This window comes from Cognatishimia activa, assembly GCF_001458335.1.
In the GTDB taxonomy this organism is placed as follows: Bacteria; Pseudomonadota; Alphaproteobacteria; order Rhodobacterales; family Rhodobacteraceae; genus Cognatishimia; species Cognatishimia activa.
The window spans coordinates 14,454-30,168 of sequence record NZ_CYTO01000003.1 but is presented as its reverse complement, the minus strand read 5'-3'; the positions used below and the strand labels follow the sequence as shown (position 1 = coordinate 30,168).

Here is a 15,715-nt window from a genome sequence, read left to right as displayed (position 1 = left end):
ACCTAAAATATCGAATTATACGCGGCGGCGCTTTGGTGGGCGGCAGCCGTTGTGTGCGATTGGGGTCACGTCACGGATGGATGTGATGTTGAAACCAATTGCAGCCAATGCGCGCAGGGCGGATTCACGACCGGAACCTGGACCTTGAACTTCAACTTCCAGAGTTTTTACGCCGTGATCCTGTGCTTTCTTGCCAGCATCTTCCGCAGCCATCTGAGCAGCGTATGGGGTAGACTTACGAGAGCCTTTGAAACCCATGGTGCCAGCAGAGGACCAAGAAATCGCGTTACCCTGAACGTCAGAGATCAGGATTTTGGTGTTGTTGAACGAAGAGTTCACGTGAGCAACACCAGCGGCGATGTTCTTACGTTCCTTGCGCTTAGGCGCTCTCTTATCGCGTGCCATCTAATCAGCCCCCCTTATTTCTTCTTACCAGCAATGGCCTTTGCAGGACCTTTGCGAGTACGAGCGTTAGTGTGGGTACGCTGACCGCGAACCGGAAGGTTACGACGGTGACGCAGACCGCGGTAGCAGCCCAGGTCCATCAGACGTTTGATGTTCATTTGAACTTCACGGCGCAGGTCACCTTCAACGGTGTAGGTTGCGTCGATGTGCTCACGAACAGCCAGAACTTCTGCGTCAGACAGTTCGTTCACGCGACGAGTCGCGTCAATACCAACAGCTTCACAGATTGCTTTTGCGGAGGTGTGACCAATACCAGTGATGTAAGTCAGGGCGATCGGGACCCGTTTATGGGTCGGGATGTTAACGCCGGCGATACGTGCCAAGTGTCTTAGTCCTTCATTGTTGCGGTTCCGTAGCTCCAGAACCTTTTTTCACAACATAAGCCCGAGACATTTCTGCCATCGGGCCGTAGCTGATTCAGGTGATCTGTTTTCCGGGAGCGACCCGAAAAACGAGAATTTGATTCTCTAATAGAGATAGCGCTGAATAAGGGGGATTTAGGGGTGGGTCAAGGGCAGAAACCAATGGAGTTTGGACCACAGGTCAAAAACCTTATGGCCAAACATTTTCAGAAGGTTCAACGCTCCGCCATAATCGCTTTCAGCTTAGTTTCCAGCTCCGCATTCCACTCGTCAATACTGTCGCGAATGACACCCATGTAAGCCTGATTTTCAAGCGCAGGTACAGCAGGATCGTAATGGTCTGCTGCAATCAGCATGGACTTGCGGTCCAGCTCGTTAAAGGTATCCACCATGCGTTGGGCTTGGTCTTCGGAATAACCGAGGCTTTGGATCGCCGATCGACCCATACGCAAAGAGCTATCATATGTGTCACGAATAATATCGCGGCATCCTGCATGCCAGAGGTCATAAACGTGGTTACGATCCACGGCGCGAGCCACCACGTGTAGATTTGGATAGTGCTGCTTTACGTAGTGCACCAGTCCTGTGATCTGTTCTTTGTCATCAATCGCGACCACCAGGAGCTTCGCATCGTGAATGCCAGCCGCATGCAACAAATCCGGTCGGGTTGCGTCGCCGTAATAGGCTTGCACGTTAAACGCCTTGAGCATTTCCAACTGTTTTGAGCTGAAGTCGATCACCGTCGGTGTCATCCCTGCTCCGCGCAGGATACGGCTCACGATCCCACCGACACGGCCATGGCCCGCGATAATGATATCGCTTTGTTCCGCAATGTCATCCATCTCGCGCTCTTCGGCGTCAGAAAAGCGCGGAGCGATGACCTGATCGTATATGATAAACAGCGCGGGTGTCAGGAGCATGGACAGAGCCACGATAAGCAAGAGACGGTCAGCCAGCTCCGCAGGGATCACCGCATTGGAGACCATAAACGACAAGAGTACGAAACCGAATTCACCGGCTTGCGCGAGGCCAAGGGCAAAGAGCCAACGGTCAGATCCCCTAATCTTGAAAATGACCGCTAGCACGAAGAGCACCGCGACTTTTACGACGATCAACAGCAGTGTTAGGCCAACGATCGTCCCAAGGTTATCAAACAGCAGGCCAAAGTTGATGCCTGCGCCGACCGTCATGAAGAACAGCCCAAGCAATAGACCTTTGAATGGATCAATGTCGCTTTCGAGCTCATGACGGTATTCACTATTGGCCAGCACGACACCTGCAAGGAAGGTGCCAAGGGCAGGCGATAGGCCCACCAAGGACATCAATAGCGCGATGCCGATCACCATCATCAAAGCAGTCGCAACAAAGAGCTCACGTAGCTGCGCACCTGCAATGAAGCGGAAAATCGGGCTTGTCAGGAAGGCCCCGCCCCCGATCACCGCCGCGATAGAGCCTAGCGTGACCAAAGCCGCACCCCAACCGGGCAAACCATCCACCAAGCTCAATGATGCGCCATGATGGCCGTCATCGCCATGGGAACCGTGCGACATAGCTTCGACCAACTCGGGCAATGCCAACAGAGGCACCAAAGCCAGCATTGGGATCACAGCGATGTCTTGAAACAAAAGCACCGAGAAGCTGGATTGCCCGCCATCGCTTTTCATTAGCCCTTTTTCCCCAAGGGTCTGAAGAACAATCGCAGTGGAAGACAACGCAAATACAAGACCGATGGCCAAAGCCAATGTCCAAGGCTGTCCCAGCACCATGGCGACGCCCATCACCACTAAGGCGGTAATGCCCACCTGACCACCACCGAGCCCCAAGAGCTTCGCCCTCATCGACCATAAGAGCTTCGGTTCAAGTTCAAGCCCCACAAGGAACAGCATCATCACGACGCCGAACTCCGCAAAGTGTTGGATCGAGATCACATCTACATGCAACCACGCAAGGATTGGACTAATCACGATGCCCGCAATTAAGTAACCCAGCACCGATCCCAACCCGAGCCGCGAAGCAATCGGCACAGCCAAAACGCCCGCGACAAGAAATACGAATGCAAGTAAGAGAAAATCTGTCATGAGGAGCGTCCCTGTTGGCCTTCTTGAATCGAAGCATTCACGTCCAAAGCAGTGTTGTAAAGTGTGCTTCGGCGCAGGTCTGGTGTGCCCCGCGAATTTCTGGGAGAATTTTTGGACACAGGTCGCCTGAATCCAAAGAGCCGACCCATGGGCCGGCTCTTTGTGAATTGACTAATCGGATCGGGTCTTAACCCAGTGCTTCAGCGATCTCAGCTTTCACGTCGTCGATTTCGGCCAGACCGTCGACCCAGACCAGATTGCCCTTGGCATGGTAATAGCCAATCAGCGCATTGGTCTTTTTGTAATACTCCATCAGACGAACCTTGAGGCTTTCCTCATTGTCATCCGCACGAGCGGTACCACCAGCTGCAACCGCTTCCGCGGCGCGACCAACGATACGGTCCACCAGAACCTCGTCATTTACTGCAAGAGCGATCACCGCATCGAGCTTTTCGCCGGTTTCTTCAAGCAGGTCTTCTAGAGCATCCGCTTGGGTCAGCGTGCGCGGGAAACCGTCAAAGATGAAACCGCCCTTTTTGTCGCCTTCTAGCTTTTCCCGGATCAGACCGATGACGATCTCATCGGTGACAAGTTCACCAGCATCCATGATTGCGGCAACTTTTTTGCCCATTTCTGTGCCAGAGGTCTTTGCTGCGCGCAGCATGTCTCCGGTGGACAGTTGGATCATGTCACGGCTTTCCACCAAGTGGGCAGCCTGTGTACCTTTACCGGCGCCGGGTGGGCCAAGCAGAATAATGTTCATCGACGTGCGGCTCCCTTCCGCCCGCGCTTCTTGGCGCCTTTGCCACGAAGCTGCGATTTCTCAATCAGGCCTTCATACTGGTGCGCCAGCAGATGGCTTTGAACTTGCTGGATCGTATCCATGGTCACGGAGACCACGATCAGAACCGATGTCCCGCCAAAATAGAAAGGAATTGCCAGTTGGCCACGCAGAATTTCAGGCAAGAGACAAACTGCCGCAAGATAGGCGGAACCCAGAACCAAGATGCGGTTCACGACGTATTCCAAATATTCTGCGGTTTTCTTGCCTGGGCGAATGCCCGGTACAAAGCCGTTTTGGTTCTTCAAGTTGTCTGCAACATCGTCGACTTTGAAAGACACGTTGAAGGTATAGAAGAACGCAAAGAACACGATCATCGCTGTGAAAAACAGTAGATAGAGCGGCTGACCCGGTCCGAAATAGGCCAGGATTGTCGACATCAGCGGGCTGGTCTGGTTGCCAGAGAACGTAGAAATCGTCGTCGGCAGAAGCAGCAGAGAGCTCGCGAAGATTGCAGGGATAACACCCGCTGGGTTCACCTTAACAGGCAAGTGGCTAGAGCCACCGTCATAGACTTTCATGCCCACCTGACGGCGCGGATATTGAATGTGGATCTTACGCAGCGCGCGCTCCATGAAGACCACAAATGCGATGGTCGCGATGACCATGAAGATCACGCCAACAATCACCGCAGGGCTGATCGCGCCGGAACGGCCGGATGCAAAGAACTGTGCCAGCGCCGCTGGAAGTTCTGCGATAATGCCCACGAAGATGATCAAAGAGATACCGTTGCCGATGCCGCGTGCGGTGATCTGCTCACCCAGCCACATCAGGAACATGGTGCCGCCCACCAAAGTCACCATGCAGGACACGATGAAGAACAGACCCGGATCGGTAACAAGATCACCTGACTGCAGAGATACAGCCAAGCCATAGGACTGTAGCGTCGCCAAAAGCACCGTACCGTAACGTGTGTATTGGTTGATCTTCTTGCGGCCCTGCTCGCCTTCTTTCTTCAACTGTTCCAAAGCTGGAACCATCGACGTCAGAAGCTGAACGATAATGGATGCCGAGATATACGGCATAATACCCAGAGCAAAGATCCCCATGCGGCCCAATGCGCCACCGGTGAACATGGTCAGGATGCCACCAATGCCTTGCGCCGCGCCTTCCATGAACTCACGCAGCGCGTTTGCGTCGATACCTGGCACCGGAATAAAGGTGCCCAAACGATAAACGATCAAAAGCGCGATGGTGAACAGGATGCGGTTGCGAAGGTCGGTCGCTTTACCAAGCGCGGCCCAGCTTGTGTTGGCCGCCATTTGCTCTGCTGCAGATACCATTCGGATCTCTCTTCAAATGACAACGCCGCCAAGAGCGTTTCCCAGCTCTGGCGGCGTCTTTTGGAAAACTCAGAGTGTATGTAAGCGGTCCAGCGACCGCTCACAACCTCTTATTCAGCCGCTGCCGCGGATGTGACCTTCAGAGAGCCACCCGCTTTTTCAACAGCCTCAACGGCGGACTTGGACGCGCCAGTGACTTCGATGTTGGCTTTGGCGGTGATTTCGCCTTTTGCCAGAACACGCACGCCATCTTTCACGCGGCGAACCAGACCGGAAGCAACCAGTGCTTCTTCGGTGATTGGTGCGGATGCGTCCAGTTTCTTTTCGTCGATGAATTTCTGGATCAGACCCAGGTTTACAACGGCAAATGCCTTGCGGTTTGGCTTGCTGAAGCCACGCTTAGGCAGACGTTGGTACAAAGGCATTTGGCCGCCTTCGTAACCGTTGATCGCAACACCGGAACGGGATTTCTGACCTTTGATACCACGGCCACCCATTTTACCTTTGCCGGAACCCGGACCACGTGCAACACGGGTACGTTTCTTAGCGGCGCCTGGGTTGTCGCGCAATTCATGCAGTTTCATATCGCTTCTCCTTGCCGGAACTGACCCCTGAAGCGTAAGCGGGCCAAACACGGCTTTTCTTGGTTTGTGATTCTGTGGCGATTGAGGCCACTGGGGGCGTATAAAAGCTCTGGGCAATGCAATCAAGCTGATTGTAATTTGAGGTAACAAGAAATTTTATCCGCCAAGCACCGGAAAGACTACACATATGAAAATTTCATTTCGAAGAAGCGCCGCTTCCCTTTTGATACATGAGCGAAGAAAAATTATAGTCTACATGCTCTTTGTAACTCCCAATTTGAGAATAGTCGCAGTGTGGACAATCGCAGCCCTACTCGTCTGCGCAGGTGTTATTTGGGCAATAAGGTCGGGAGATGGCGCAAACTTTGCAAGAGCGGGCAGTCTATTGGTGATAATTGCTTCGATTGATTATCTCGAGAGACCTGCGAAACTTAAGGCCCGCTTTGAAGACTACGTTGACAAATCCATTAATTTCTCAACCCACCTGCCGTCATCTTATCGTGACGCGGAGCCACGTGATATAGTGAGGCTTCAAAATATCGGTGAGCGATTGGGTGACGCGGTAAATCGATTTGGTTTGCACATTGCAAATATAGATTTCGACAAAACCGAAACCTATTACCGCCGTTCCTCCCTTGTTATGGCATGGCTTGGAACGCTAATTTGGGGGTTCGGGGATTTACTTCCTTTTGGCGTACACTACTCCGAACAACTCAATTTGAATTAAGCTCTCTAGCCGCCGAGCCTCCCACATTCTTTGATAAGTGGGAGGGGGCTTCACCCCCACACAGGGTCAGGGGCCGCCCTTCACGCAACTTAGTCGCCCCAAAAAACAAAACGCCCCCCGGATTGGGAGGCGTGAAATTCTCTGACGTCGGTAAGTGGCTTAAGTGCCGTAGACGTGCTTTTGTGCGATACCGCGAATGTCGTAGCGAGAGATACCCAAATCGGTCAGTTCCCGATTGTCCAGGCTTTCCAGCTCACGAACGGTTTCGACGTATTTTGCGCGCAGGTCGCGTGCGGCTTTGAAGTCTGCGTAAGCGGCACGGATGCGATCTGCGAAGCTGATTGCTGTGTAAGAAGTGCTAGCGACTGTTGCCATTTTTTCGTTTCCTTATAGAGGGTTCGGGGCCTATTCCCCGAGGTTTCATTCTCAATCTCCTCGTGAAACACATCTAGGCCGCGCTGTTATCGCAAACAACGCACAAAATGGTCTGGCCGTTATGCACGTGCAGCATAGCGCATGCTGCAACCGCATTCAGATCAGCGTGTCATGCATCTTGGTGGCAATCGGCGAGAGCTCTTCTTTCTCAAGTGGTGCAATCACCACAAAGACCCAAGGACCTTCCTGCCAACGAATTGTGTTGAGATCCTGGTCCTTCAAGAACCGGAAAGACGTCTGCACATCCTCATCCGTACGCGCCATAAACAGCGTCAGGCGCTCCCCTTCCGGGGTCTCATACATGTATTGCGCAGCGGCCTTGTCATCAAAGGGCAGCATACGACCACCCACAAATGTGAAACCGTGGTCATCAAGCTGCGGCACGGTCATCTCTCGCCCCATGCGCTTGGCAAGCCACGTTTCCAAATGATCTGTTTCTTCCGCGCGCACTTCTACGGCGTGACGTGCCTCTGCGGTGAAAAGCCTATGCGCGGCAGTTGCGTCCATAGTGGCTTGCACAACAAGGATTTGCGGGTCCGGCGCAACCATTTGATGGGCCCCATAGCCCCCTGCCCCACCGATCACAAAAGTCAGCAACGCAGCGGCGATATGGCGCTTGGCCCAGCGCGGTTCTGACGGAGAATTCGCCGCCATCAATCCTTGCATGTGAGTTTCAGACGGCATCGGCACGAGGGATTGCAACAGTTCGTCGGTATTGCCCCACCCAGCCGCGCGGTCGGCCAGCGCAGGGTCATTCTCCAAACGCTCTTCGAACTCCGCCCGCTCTTCCGGTGTCATTTCTCCGTCTAAATAGGCGGAAAGACGTTCTTCGTCGTTTTTGAAGTCTGTCATGTGACGCTCCTTAAGGTTGGGGCGGCTTTAGCGGCATCTTCGTTTAGTTTCGCACGGGCGCGAGCCACACGCGACAATATGGTACCAGTCGGCACACCGAGCACCTCGGCGCATTCCGCATATGTCAGCCCGCCGAACGCCACAAGCTGCAAGGCTTGCAACTGGGTTTCGGGCAGGGTCTGCATGCGCGCCACAACGGCGTTCAATTCTGATCTATCCTCAACGGAGCGATCTTCAACACTGCCGCTGTATTCGGGTTCAAAGGGCACCTCTGCCAAGCGATTGCGGGCGCGAAAGCGGTCCCGAAAGACGTTCAGAAGGATCTTCATCACCCAAGGTTTCAACGGCTGGCTTTGATCCCAAAGCTTCCGCTTGCGTAACGCACGCTCCACACTGTCCTGCACCAGGTCATCAGCCTGCACCCGATCTCGGGTCAGCGAAAAACCGTAACGCCACAAATGCGGCAGGGCTTCTTTCAATTGGTGATCAAAAGACACGTGCAAAAACCCGTACTGAAACAATGGAAAGAGCATGGACCGGCTGGCTTAAGGAAACCAGCCGGTTTTTTGAGTTCAATTAAGGTTTTGCAATGTGCCAAACACCTTGGACGCCGTCACCAGTGGTTTGGCCCGGCTTTTTGTCTTGGATCCAAAGGTAAAGCGGCTGATCTTTATAAGCGATCTGCTGGTCGCCGTTTTTGCGGCTGATCACGCTGAAACCTTCCGGCAGTGGCTTATCGCTTTCTACCAGCAGCGGAGGCCAAGCTTTGGCGCAGCCCGCATTACAGTTGGATTTTCCGGCTTCGTCTTTGTCAAAGGTATAAAGGGTCATGTCATGGCCGTCGGTGAAGTAACCCGCGTCAGAGGTCTTCACATCGGAAGACGCATGGCCAGCGGCATAAGCGTCACATGCAGCCAACGTCAAAGCGGCGGTTGCGGCAGCGGTCATAGTGAAAAAACGGTTCATTGTGTTAGCTCCTAAAAAATGGGTCATCTGCATGAAGCAGCTATGAGACCTACGAAGCCAATGCGGGTTTTATTCCCGAAAAAATGCAAAAAGTATAAAAATAAAAACGCCCCCGAAAATCCGGAGGCGTTTTCAATGCTTTAAGCGAAAAGAGACTTAGTCTTTTTCTTCGATGATTTTTACCATGTGTGGGATCTTGTTGATCATGCCACGTACGGATGGTGTGTCTTCCAGTTCACGGGTCTTGTTCATTTTGTTCAGACCCAGACCGATCAGAGTTGCACGCTGATCAGCTGGACGACGGATCGGAGAACCGATCTGTTTTACAACGATAGTCTTAGCCATTGTCCGCTCTCCTTACGCTTCTGCTTCCGCAGGTGCTTCTTCCTTTTTCAGGATGTCAGCAACTTTTTTGCCACGACGAGCAGCCACTTGGCGAGGGCTTGCTTCGCCTTTCAGACCGTCGATGGTTGCGCGGATCATGTTGTATGGGTTCTGAGAACCGATGGACTTAGAGACAACGTCTTTAACACCCAGCATCTCAAATACCGCACGCATTGGACCACCGGCGATGATACCAGTACCTTCAGGTGCTGTCCGCATGATGACTTTACCTGCGCCGTGACGACCTTCGATGTCGTGGTGCAGAGTACGGCCTTCACGCAGAGGGACGCGGATCATTTGACGTTTTGCTTGCTCAGTCGCTTTGCGGATCGCCTCAGGTACTTCTTTCGCTTTACCTTTGCCGAAGCCTACGCGACCTTTTTGGTCACCAACAACAACCAGAGCAGCGAAGCCAAAGCGCTTACCACCTTTAACGGTTTTAGACACACGGTTGATCGCAACCAAGCGATCCGCGAATTCTGGAGTTTCCTCTTCGCGCTTACGACCGCGGCCGCGACGATTTTCACGTTCTGCCATTTGGCATTCCTTTAATTTCTGGCGCGTATAGGCGCCGTTAAATCCAATCCTGGTGTCTGGTCAGCGAGGCCAACCAGACCCGGATCATCGGGAGGACGAGACCGTCCTCCACAGTCTTTAGACTTTCAGGCCACCTTCACGCGCAGCGTCGGCCAGAGCCTTCACTTTGCCGTGGAAGAGACGACCACCGCGATCGAAGTACGCTTCGGTGTGGCCAGCTTTGACTGCACGTTCTGCGATTGCCGCGCCAACTTTGGTCGCTGCTTCGATGTTGTTTTTGCCAACAACGCCCAGATCTTTTTCCAAAGAGGAAGCAGATACCAGGGTGATACCTTGAACGTCGTCGATCAGCTGAGCGCTGATGTTCTTGTTCGAGCGGTTCACGGACAAGCGAAGCTTGCCAACGTTGACCTTGCGAAGTTTGTTCCGGACGCGCAGGCGGCGCTTTAGGAACAGTTCCCGTTTGCTGTTTGCCATTTTGCTGGTCCTTACTTCTTCTTACCTTCCTTGCGGAAGATATACTCGTCTTTGTATTTGATGCCTTTGCCTTTGTAAGGCTCTGGCTTACGCCATTCGCGGATGTTTGCCGCGACTTGACCAACGAGTTGTGAATCGGTGCCTTCGATGATGATCTCAGTTGGCTTAGGTGCAGTGACCGTTACGCCTTCTGGAACTTCGAAGTTAACGTCGTGAGACAGGCCCAAAGACAGCTTCAGGACTTTGCCCTGTGCTTGTGCACGGTAACCAACACCAACGATCTCCAGCTCTTTCTTGAAGCCTTCGGTTACGCCGGTGACGAGGTTTTGCACAACAGTGCGGGACATGCCCCACTGTTGACGCGCACGCTTGGACTTACCGCGAGGAGTAACAACTACAGTGTTCTCTTCGACAGTCAGTGTCACGTCGTCGGTTGCGGTGAAGCTGTGGGTCGCTTTTGGACCTTTCACTTCGATGGTCTGGCCGGAGACAGAGGCAGTAACGCCTGCTGGCAGCTCGACCGGTTTTTTACCAATACGAGACATTCAGCTTCTCCTTAGAAGACCGTGCAAATCACTTCGCCACCAACATTGTTGGCACGAGCGTTTGCATCAGACATCACACCTTTAGAGGTGGAGACAATCGACACACCCAGGCCCTGACGGACAGTTGGGATGTCATTGACAGCCATGTATACGCGACGGCCAGGTTTAGAAACCCGCTTCACTTCACGAATAACAGGGGTGCCTTCGTAGTATTTCAGGCTGATTTCGAGAGCCGGGTGGCCGTCGTTACCAGTCGTCTTTTCGTAGCCGCGGATGTAGCCTTCGTCAGCCAATACATCCAGAACCCAGCCGCGCAGTTTAGACGCAGGCGAAGACACTGTGGACTTGCCGCGCAACTGACCATTGCGGATGCGTGTCAGCATATCACCGATAGGATCGTTCATAATGTTCTCTCCTTACCAGCTAGATTTAACCATGCCTGGGATCTGGCCATTGGAGCCCAGTTCCCGAAGCGCGATCCGGCTGACCTTCAACTTACGGTAGTAAGCGTGAGGACGGCCAGTCAGTTGGCAACGGTTGTGAAGACGAGTAGCCGAGCTGTTGCGCGGCAGTTTTGCCAGTTTCAGACGCGCTTTAAAGCGCTCTTCCATTGGCTTGCTTTCGTCGTTTGCGATTTCTTTAAGCTCAGCGCGCTTGGCAGCGTATTTAGCAACCAGGCGTTCCCGCTTTTTCTCGCGTGCGATCATAGATTTTTTAGCCATGATATCCTCTCCCGCGCTTAAGCGTTGAATGGCATGTTGAAAGCTTTCAACAGGCTCTTTGCTTCAGCGTCGGTTTTTGCGTCGGTTGCAATTACGATGTCCATGCCCCAGTTCTCGTCGACTTTGTCGAAATCGATTTCTGGGAAGACGATGTGTTCCTTCAGGCCCATGGCAAAGTTGCCGCGGCCGTCAAAAGATGGCTTTACACCACGGAAGTCACGGATACGTGGCATCGCGATGGTGATCAGACGATCAAGGAATTCGTACATGCGTTCGCCGCGCAGAGTAACCTTAGCACCCATTGGCATGTCTTCACGAACACGGAAGCCAGCGATGGAGTTCTTTGCCTTGGTTGTCAGTGCTTTTTGACCAGCGATCAAAGTCAGGTCTGCTTGCGCGGACTTGGCTTTTTTGGAGTCTTTAACAGCCGCACGACCGCAACCGATGTTCAGAACGATTTTTTCCAGTTTTGGAATTTGCATGTCGTTCTTGTAGCCAAACTCTTCTTTCAGAGCGGCACGGATGCTGTCTTTGTACAGAGACTGCAGACGTGGTGTGTAATCAGCGTTATCAAGCATCGATCACGTCTCCTGTAGTCTTGGCGTAACGCACTTTCTTGTCGCCTTCGATTTTGAAGCCAACGCGTGTCGCTTTGCCGTTTGCGTCCAGGAACGCCAGGTTGCTCAGTTGGATTGGCATCGCCTTTGGCTGGCGGCCACCCTGAGATGTCTGGGTCTGCTTGGTGTGACGGACGGCCATGTTGATGCCATCTACCACTGCTTTGCCCGCTTTAGGATCAACGGAAGAGATTGTACCCTCTTTGCCTTTGTCCTTGCCGGCCAATACGACGACCTTGTCGCCTTTTTTCAGCTTAGCAGCCATCTTACAGCACCTCCGGCGCGAGTGAGATGATTTTCATGAAGTTCTTTGCGCGCAGTTCACGAACAACTGGGCCAAAGATACGTGTACCCACTGGCTCACCTGAGTTGTTCAGGATCACTGCAGCGTTGCGATCGAAGCGGATCGCTGTACCGTCTTCACGGCGAACTTCTTTTGCGGTGCGTACGACAACGGCCTTACGGACGTCACCTTTTTTAACGCGACCACGTGGAATGGCTTCCTTAACTGAGACGACGATAACGTCACCTACAGAAGCGTATTTACGCTTGGAGCCACCCAGTACCTTAATGCACTGAACTCGGCGAGCGCCAGAGTTGTCAGCAACATCCAGGTTTGTTTGCATCTGGATCATGTGGTTTCTCCCGACCTTTGGGAACGGCGATGCGTGCCATTTGTTCCCAGGGTTTCGACTTTGTTAAGTCGTCCGGGAAGCTAAGTTGAACTTAAGCTTCCAGAACTTCCCAACGTTTCGTTTTCGACTTTGGTGCGCACTCAATGATCTTGACTTTGTCACCAACGTTGAAAGCGTTCTTCTCATCGTGAGCCCGGTATTTCTTGGACTTACGGATGGTCTTCTTCAGAACTGGGTGTGTAAAGCGACGCTCTACAGATACAGTTACGGTCTGTTCGTTTGCGTTGCTTGTGACAACGCCGTTCAGAATACGTTTAGGCATATCTCAAGCTCCTTATTCTGCGGCTTGCGCGGCTTTTTCGTTCAGGATGGTTTTCACGCGTGCAGCGTTGCGGCGCGCCGCTTTGATGCCTGCAGTGTTTTCCAGCTGACCGGTTGCCTGTTGAAAGCGCAGATTGAAGCTTTCTTTTTTCAGGTTTGCGAGTTCCTCACGCAGTTGATCTGCGGACTTCTCGCGAAGTTCATTGGCGTTCATTTCGCCTATTCCTTTCTTACACCAGAGGGCGCCTGACGATATGTTCAGGGTGACCCTTTGATCTGGTGGACCAAAACAAAACACACGAATCCCGTCGCCGGGAATCGTGAGATGCGCCTCTATAGGAGTGTTACGGGGTTAGAGCAAGGGAAAGATTCAAGAAATCTCTATATTTTCTTAAGCAATTTGGACTTCAGCCCAACACTCTCTCCTGGAACCAAATCAAACTCGGATAGGCGCAGATCCATATCCAGAAAAACCGATTGAGTCCAAACAAACAGGCATTGGCAAAGTGAAAAGTCGCCGCCACCGCCATCCCAATCCAGAGCGCGAGCGGATGCAGAAGGGTCAACGGAAAGATCACCTCAAAGCCAATCACGCTCCAACTCATCAACCAAAGCACTCTCGGCTGACCCGCCCAGCCCCGCAGCCGTTCCGAAACCGGATAGGCTGAAAAGCGAAACACATCGATCAAAGCCTGCCCCGACCGCCAGTCAGGGTTTTTGATCTTTACGTAGCCCGAAACGAAATAGGACAGCACCAGCTGCACCGCCAAATAGGCCATCGCCAGTTCGGCCCAATCCGGGAAAAGATGCGCCGCACTCAGACAGGTCGTGATCAAGATCGTCATCTTATCCGCCCCGCCATTGTAAGGCCCGCCAAAGCGATGCAGCAGGATCAGACTCGAAATCCACAGTCCACCGATTGCAATCCCCGCATGCCAGCCGCCTAGAACCCAAAGACAAAGAGCGATCCGTGCCGCATAAAGCGCACGATCCCGTCCCTGCCAGAAATGCTCTAGCGCTGTTTGCAAAACGACAAGCGCAAGCAGCACCTCGCTCAAACGCAACATGGCTTCAAAGCTCATGCCCGCAGCTCCGCAAGGTCCTGCAGCTCGCTTTCATAGACCACCGTTCCCGTGATCCCTGCCGCCTCTGACGTCATAAAGACAAGGCGAAACTGCAATTGCCCGTCATGCTCATCTAGCCGTTCAGCAATCAGCCTGTTCAACTCTGCTTTCGAATGATCGACTAATCCCGATACCAACCGTTCCGCCAAGGCCACCATATATAGCTGGGTATTGCGTTCCGGGTTCCAGAACATACGACGCAGCATCTGCAAGGGGCCCACGTGATCGGGGATCGGATGGCTCTCCGCCCAATCCGTTTTCTGATCGTCCCGCAGCACCCGATACTCCACCCTCGGCGAAGGCCCCACCTGTTGAAAAAACCGCCAACTCGGGAACAGCGCGGGCAAAAGCAAATCAATCGTGCGTCGTAACATGCCCAATGATTACCGCCCCGCGATTTCAGCAGCTTTAAAGATAGGGGCAAAGCAAAGGTTTTCCGCCGCCCTCACCCGCGCTATAGAACCCCTATGTCACAGATTGAATCGCTCTTCGTCACCCGCCTCTACCGTGCGCAATTGTCCGAATTCCAACCGGCCATCGACGCGCAAGAGCTAGAGAATTCCTGCATTGTCATCGCAGAAGATGATGACGCAGGCCAAGAATGGTGCGAGGAGAATGGCTATCCGGGCTATACATCCTACGCCTCGCTCACAGATTTGCCTTGGCGCTTCCCGATCTTTGCAGATCTGGTGAAAGTCCTGGATCAACACGTGAACGCATTTGCCAAAGACCTGGAATTTGATCTGGGCCAAGGCACATTGAAGTTAGAAGACCTTTGGATCAACATCCTGCCAGAGGGCGGCTCTCATGGAAGCCATATCCACCCGCATTCGGTGATTTCTGGCACAACCTATGTCTCGATGCCCGAGGGCACCAGCGCGCTGAAGCTCGAAGATCCACGCCACGCGATGATGATGGGGGCACCGGCACGTTTAAAAGGTGCGCGCCGAGAGATGAAGAACTTCATCTATATGGAACCCGATGTGGGGGACGTGCTGCTTTGGGAAAGTTGGCTGCGCCATGAAGTGCCGATGAACATGGCCGAAGACGAACGCATCTCGGTCAGCTTCAATTACAAATGGGAATGAAACATGCCGGGCAATTTGCCCGGCATTCTTTTATCAAGCTCTATTTAGCCAGAATGGCTCATCAACTCATCACCATTCAGCATTAGGCGCGAGCTCCAAGGTATCGGATTGCGCAACGCAAAATGCGCCATACAGGCGTTCTCGGCCTCTTCCATCAGATCACGAATACGCTCTTCTGGCTCATCGCTTTCAATCAACACATGCGTCTCGATCCCCAGCATCTTGCCCGTGGTCGTATGACCAAGGTCTCGCATATTGGACAGGTTGGTTTCAAAACCCACCTTCTGTTCAATCTTCATGGATTTGATGTTGATTTTGCGCGCGGTGTAGATGTCCGTCAGGTGGGTCATCAAACAAAACCCGATCCCGGCACACATAAACGCCAACGGCGGCGGCGCAGTGTCATCGCCAATCGGGGTCTGCTCATCGCAGTAGAGCTTCACCGCTGAGAAGCCCGGAATATTGACCTGAACAACCCCGGTCTTTTTCTGCCGCTCGGTCGCTTCGGCGGTCAGCACCACTTCAAACTCCAAAGGCTCCGGCGGGCGGGCCTTTTTAAAGGGTTTGGATTCAAATTGGGTCGGTTGGGGCAAGTCGTCATTGCGCTCGCCAACATGGAAGAATTTGTCGTCAGACACTTGGTCACTCCTGAAGGATCAGTCTTTTCAAAAC

26 protein-coding genes are annotated in these 15,715 nt (G+C 53.1%); 2 read left to right on the top strand and 24 right to left on the bottom strand.

The annotated features are described in order from the left end of the window. Window positions 1-15: 15 nt before the first annotated feature. The 6 genes from rpsK to rplO all read right to left on the bottom strand — a co-directional run bounded on the left by rpsK (window position 16) and on the right by rplO (window position 5,613). The gene (gene rpsK / locus TA5113_RS00730; protein ID WP_058313867.1) at window positions 16-405 is read right to left on the bottom strand and encodes a 30S ribosomal protein S11; all 390 of its coding nucleotides are present in this window, start codon (window positions 403-405) and stop codon (window positions 16-18) included. Between the two features lie 14 nt (window positions 406-419). Beyond that, the gene (gene rpsM / locus TA5113_RS00725) at window positions 420-788 is read right to left on the bottom strand and encodes a 30S ribosomal protein S13 (RefSeq protein WP_058313868.1); all 369 of its coding nucleotides are present in this window, start codon (window positions 786-788) and stop codon (window positions 420-422) included. A gap of 254 nt (window positions 789-1,042) precedes the next feature. Next, entirely contained in the window at window positions 1,043-2,905 is a 1,863-nt protein-coding gene (locus TA5113_RS00720) for a cation:proton antiporter domain-containing protein (RefSeq protein WP_058313869.1), read from the bottom strand. 187 nt (window positions 2,906-3,092) lie between these two features. Further along, the gene (locus tag TA5113_RS00715; protein WP_058313870.1) at window positions 3,093-3,668 is read right to left on the bottom strand and encodes an adenylate kinase; all 576 of its coding nucleotides are present in this window, start codon (window positions 3,666-3,668) and stop codon (window positions 3,093-3,095) included. Continuing rightward, complete coding sequence (gene secY / locus TA5113_RS00710) at window positions 3,665-5,029, bottom strand: preprotein translocase subunit SecY (RefSeq protein ID WP_058313871.1); 1,365 nt, start codon at window positions 5,027-5,029, stop codon at window positions 3,665-3,667. The genes TA5113_RS00715 and secY overlap by 4 nt, the downstream gene beginning before the upstream one ends. A 110-nt stretch (window positions 5,030-5,139) precedes the next feature. Beyond that, window positions 5,140-5,613 (bottom strand): 50S ribosomal protein L15, encoded by a 474-nt coding sequence (rplO, locus tag TA5113_RS00705; RefSeq protein ID WP_058313872.1) that lies wholly within the window; start codon window positions 5,611-5,613, stop codon window positions 5,140-5,142. 187 nt (window positions 5,614-5,800) lie between these two features. On the opposite strand from rplO, the gene TA5113_RS00700 reads away from it, so the two are divergent. Further along, the gene (locus TA5113_RS00700) at window positions 5,801-6,340 is read left to right on the top strand and encodes a hypothetical protein (protein WP_058316569.1); all 540 of its coding nucleotides are present in this window, start codon (window positions 5,801-5,803) and stop codon (window positions 6,338-6,340) included. Between the two features lie 159 nt (window positions 6,341-6,499). Here the strand turns inward: TA5113_RS00700 and TA5113_RS00695 are convergent, their stop codons facing one another. From TA5113_RS00695 to TA5113_RS00615, 17 genes are all read right to left on the bottom strand, one after another. Next, window positions 6,500-6,715, bottom strand: a complete 216-nt coding sequence (locus TA5113_RS00695; RefSeq protein WP_058313874.1) for a DUF1127 domain-containing protein — start codon at window positions 6,713-6,715, stop codon at window positions 6,500-6,502. A 156-nt stretch (window positions 6,716-6,871) separates the two neighbouring features. Further along, complete coding sequence (locus tag TA5113_RS00690; protein WP_058313875.1) at window positions 6,872-7,627, bottom strand: anti-sigma factor family protein; 756 nt, start codon at window positions 7,625-7,627, stop codon at window positions 6,872-6,874. Next, window positions 7,624-8,124, bottom strand: coding sequence for an RNA polymerase sigma factor (locus TA5113_RS00685; protein ID WP_165589367.1), 501 nt, complete (start codon window positions 8,122-8,124; stop codon window positions 7,624-7,626). The genes TA5113_RS00690 and TA5113_RS00685 overlap by 4 nt, the downstream gene beginning before the upstream one ends. Window positions 8,125-8,203: 79 nt before the next feature. Next, on the bottom strand, window positions 8,204-8,593 hold the full coding sequence (locus TA5113_RS00680; protein WP_082625788.1) for a COG4315 family predicted lipoprotein: 390 nt from the start codon (window positions 8,591-8,593) through the stop codon (window positions 8,204-8,206). 156 nt (window positions 8,594-8,749) lie between these two features. Beyond that, complete coding sequence (gene rpmD, locus TA5113_RS00675) at window positions 8,750-8,938, bottom strand: 50S ribosomal protein L30 (protein WP_058313877.1); 189 nt, start codon at window positions 8,936-8,938, stop codon at window positions 8,750-8,752. Window positions 8,939-8,950: 12 nt separating this feature from the next. Next, window positions 8,951-9,514, bottom strand: a complete 564-nt coding sequence (rpsE, locus tag TA5113_RS00670) for a 30S ribosomal protein S5 (protein WP_058313878.1) — start codon at window positions 9,512-9,514, stop codon at window positions 8,951-8,953. Between the two features lie 117 nt (window positions 9,515-9,631). Further along, complete coding sequence (gene rplR / locus TA5113_RS00665; protein WP_058313879.1) at window positions 9,632-9,991, bottom strand: 50S ribosomal protein L18; 360 nt, start codon at window positions 9,989-9,991, stop codon at window positions 9,632-9,634. Between the two features lie 11 nt (window positions 9,992-10,002). Next, window positions 10,003-10,536, bottom strand: a complete 534-nt coding sequence (gene rplF / locus TA5113_RS00660; RefSeq protein ID WP_058313880.1) for a 50S ribosomal protein L6 — start codon at window positions 10,534-10,536, stop codon at window positions 10,003-10,005. Window positions 10,537-10,547: 11 nt separating this feature from the next. After that, entirely contained in the window at window positions 10,548-10,940 is a 393-nt protein-coding gene (gene rpsH, locus TA5113_RS00655) for a 30S ribosomal protein S8 (RefSeq protein ID WP_058313881.1), read from the bottom strand. A gap of 12 nt (window positions 10,941-10,952) precedes the next feature. Then, window positions 10,953-11,258, bottom strand: a complete 306-nt coding sequence (rpsN, locus tag TA5113_RS00650) for a 30S ribosomal protein S14 (RefSeq protein WP_058313882.1) — start codon at window positions 11,256-11,258, stop codon at window positions 10,953-10,955. Window positions 11,259-11,275: 17 nt separating this feature from the next. Next, entirely contained in the window at window positions 11,276-11,836 is a 561-nt protein-coding gene (gene rplE, locus TA5113_RS00645) for a 50S ribosomal protein L5 (protein WP_058313883.1), read from the bottom strand. Beyond that, complete coding sequence (rplX, locus tag TA5113_RS00640) at window positions 11,829-12,140, bottom strand: 50S ribosomal protein L24 (RefSeq protein WP_058313884.1); 312 nt, start codon at window positions 12,138-12,140, stop codon at window positions 11,829-11,831. Before rplX ends, rplE begins: the two co-directional genes overlap by 8 nt. 1 nt (window position 12,141) lies before the next feature. After that, window positions 12,142-12,510: a 50S ribosomal protein L14 gene (gene rplN, locus TA5113_RS00635; protein ID WP_058289473.1), complete on the bottom strand. Its 369-nt coding sequence runs from the start codon at window positions 12,508-12,510 to the stop codon at window positions 12,142-12,144. A 91-nt stretch (window positions 12,511-12,601) separates the two neighbouring features. Then, entirely contained in the window at window positions 12,602-12,832 is a 231-nt protein-coding gene (gene rpsQ / locus TA5113_RS00630; protein WP_058313885.1) for a 30S ribosomal protein S17, read from the bottom strand. Window positions 12,833-12,844: 12 nt separating this feature from the next. Then, complete coding sequence (gene rpmC / locus TA5113_RS00625; protein WP_058313886.1) at window positions 12,845-13,045, bottom strand: 50S ribosomal protein L29; 201 nt, start codon at window positions 13,043-13,045, stop codon at window positions 12,845-12,847. Window positions 13,046-13,238: 193 nt separating this feature from the next. Then, entirely contained in the window at window positions 13,239-13,913 is a 675-nt protein-coding gene (locus tag TA5113_RS00620) for an HTTM domain-containing protein (RefSeq protein ID WP_058313887.1), read from the bottom strand. Continuing rightward, window positions 13,910-14,233 carry a hypothetical protein gene (locus TA5113_RS00615; RefSeq protein ID WP_131726397.1) on the bottom strand — a complete coding sequence of 108 codons (324 nt, stop codon included), beginning with the start codon at window positions 14,231-14,233 and terminating at the stop codon, window positions 13,910-13,912. The genes TA5113_RS00620 and TA5113_RS00615 overlap by 4 nt, the downstream gene beginning before the upstream one ends. Window positions 14,234-14,422: 189 nt before the next feature. On the opposite strand from TA5113_RS00615, the gene TA5113_RS00610 reads away from it, so the two are divergent. Continuing rightward, window positions 14,423-15,043: a TIGR02466 family protein gene (locus tag TA5113_RS00610; RefSeq protein ID WP_058313889.1), complete on the top strand. Its 621-nt coding sequence runs from the start codon at window positions 14,423-14,425 to the stop codon at window positions 15,041-15,043. Between the two features lie 44 nt (window positions 15,044-15,087). On the opposite strand, the gene TA5113_RS00605 is transcribed toward TA5113_RS00610, so the two are convergent. Beyond that, window positions 15,088-15,681: an OsmC family protein gene (locus TA5113_RS00605; RefSeq protein ID WP_058313890.1), complete on the bottom strand. Its 594-nt coding sequence runs from the start codon at window positions 15,679-15,681 to the stop codon at window positions 15,088-15,090. Between the last annotated feature and the right edge of the window lie 34 nt (window positions 15,682-15,715).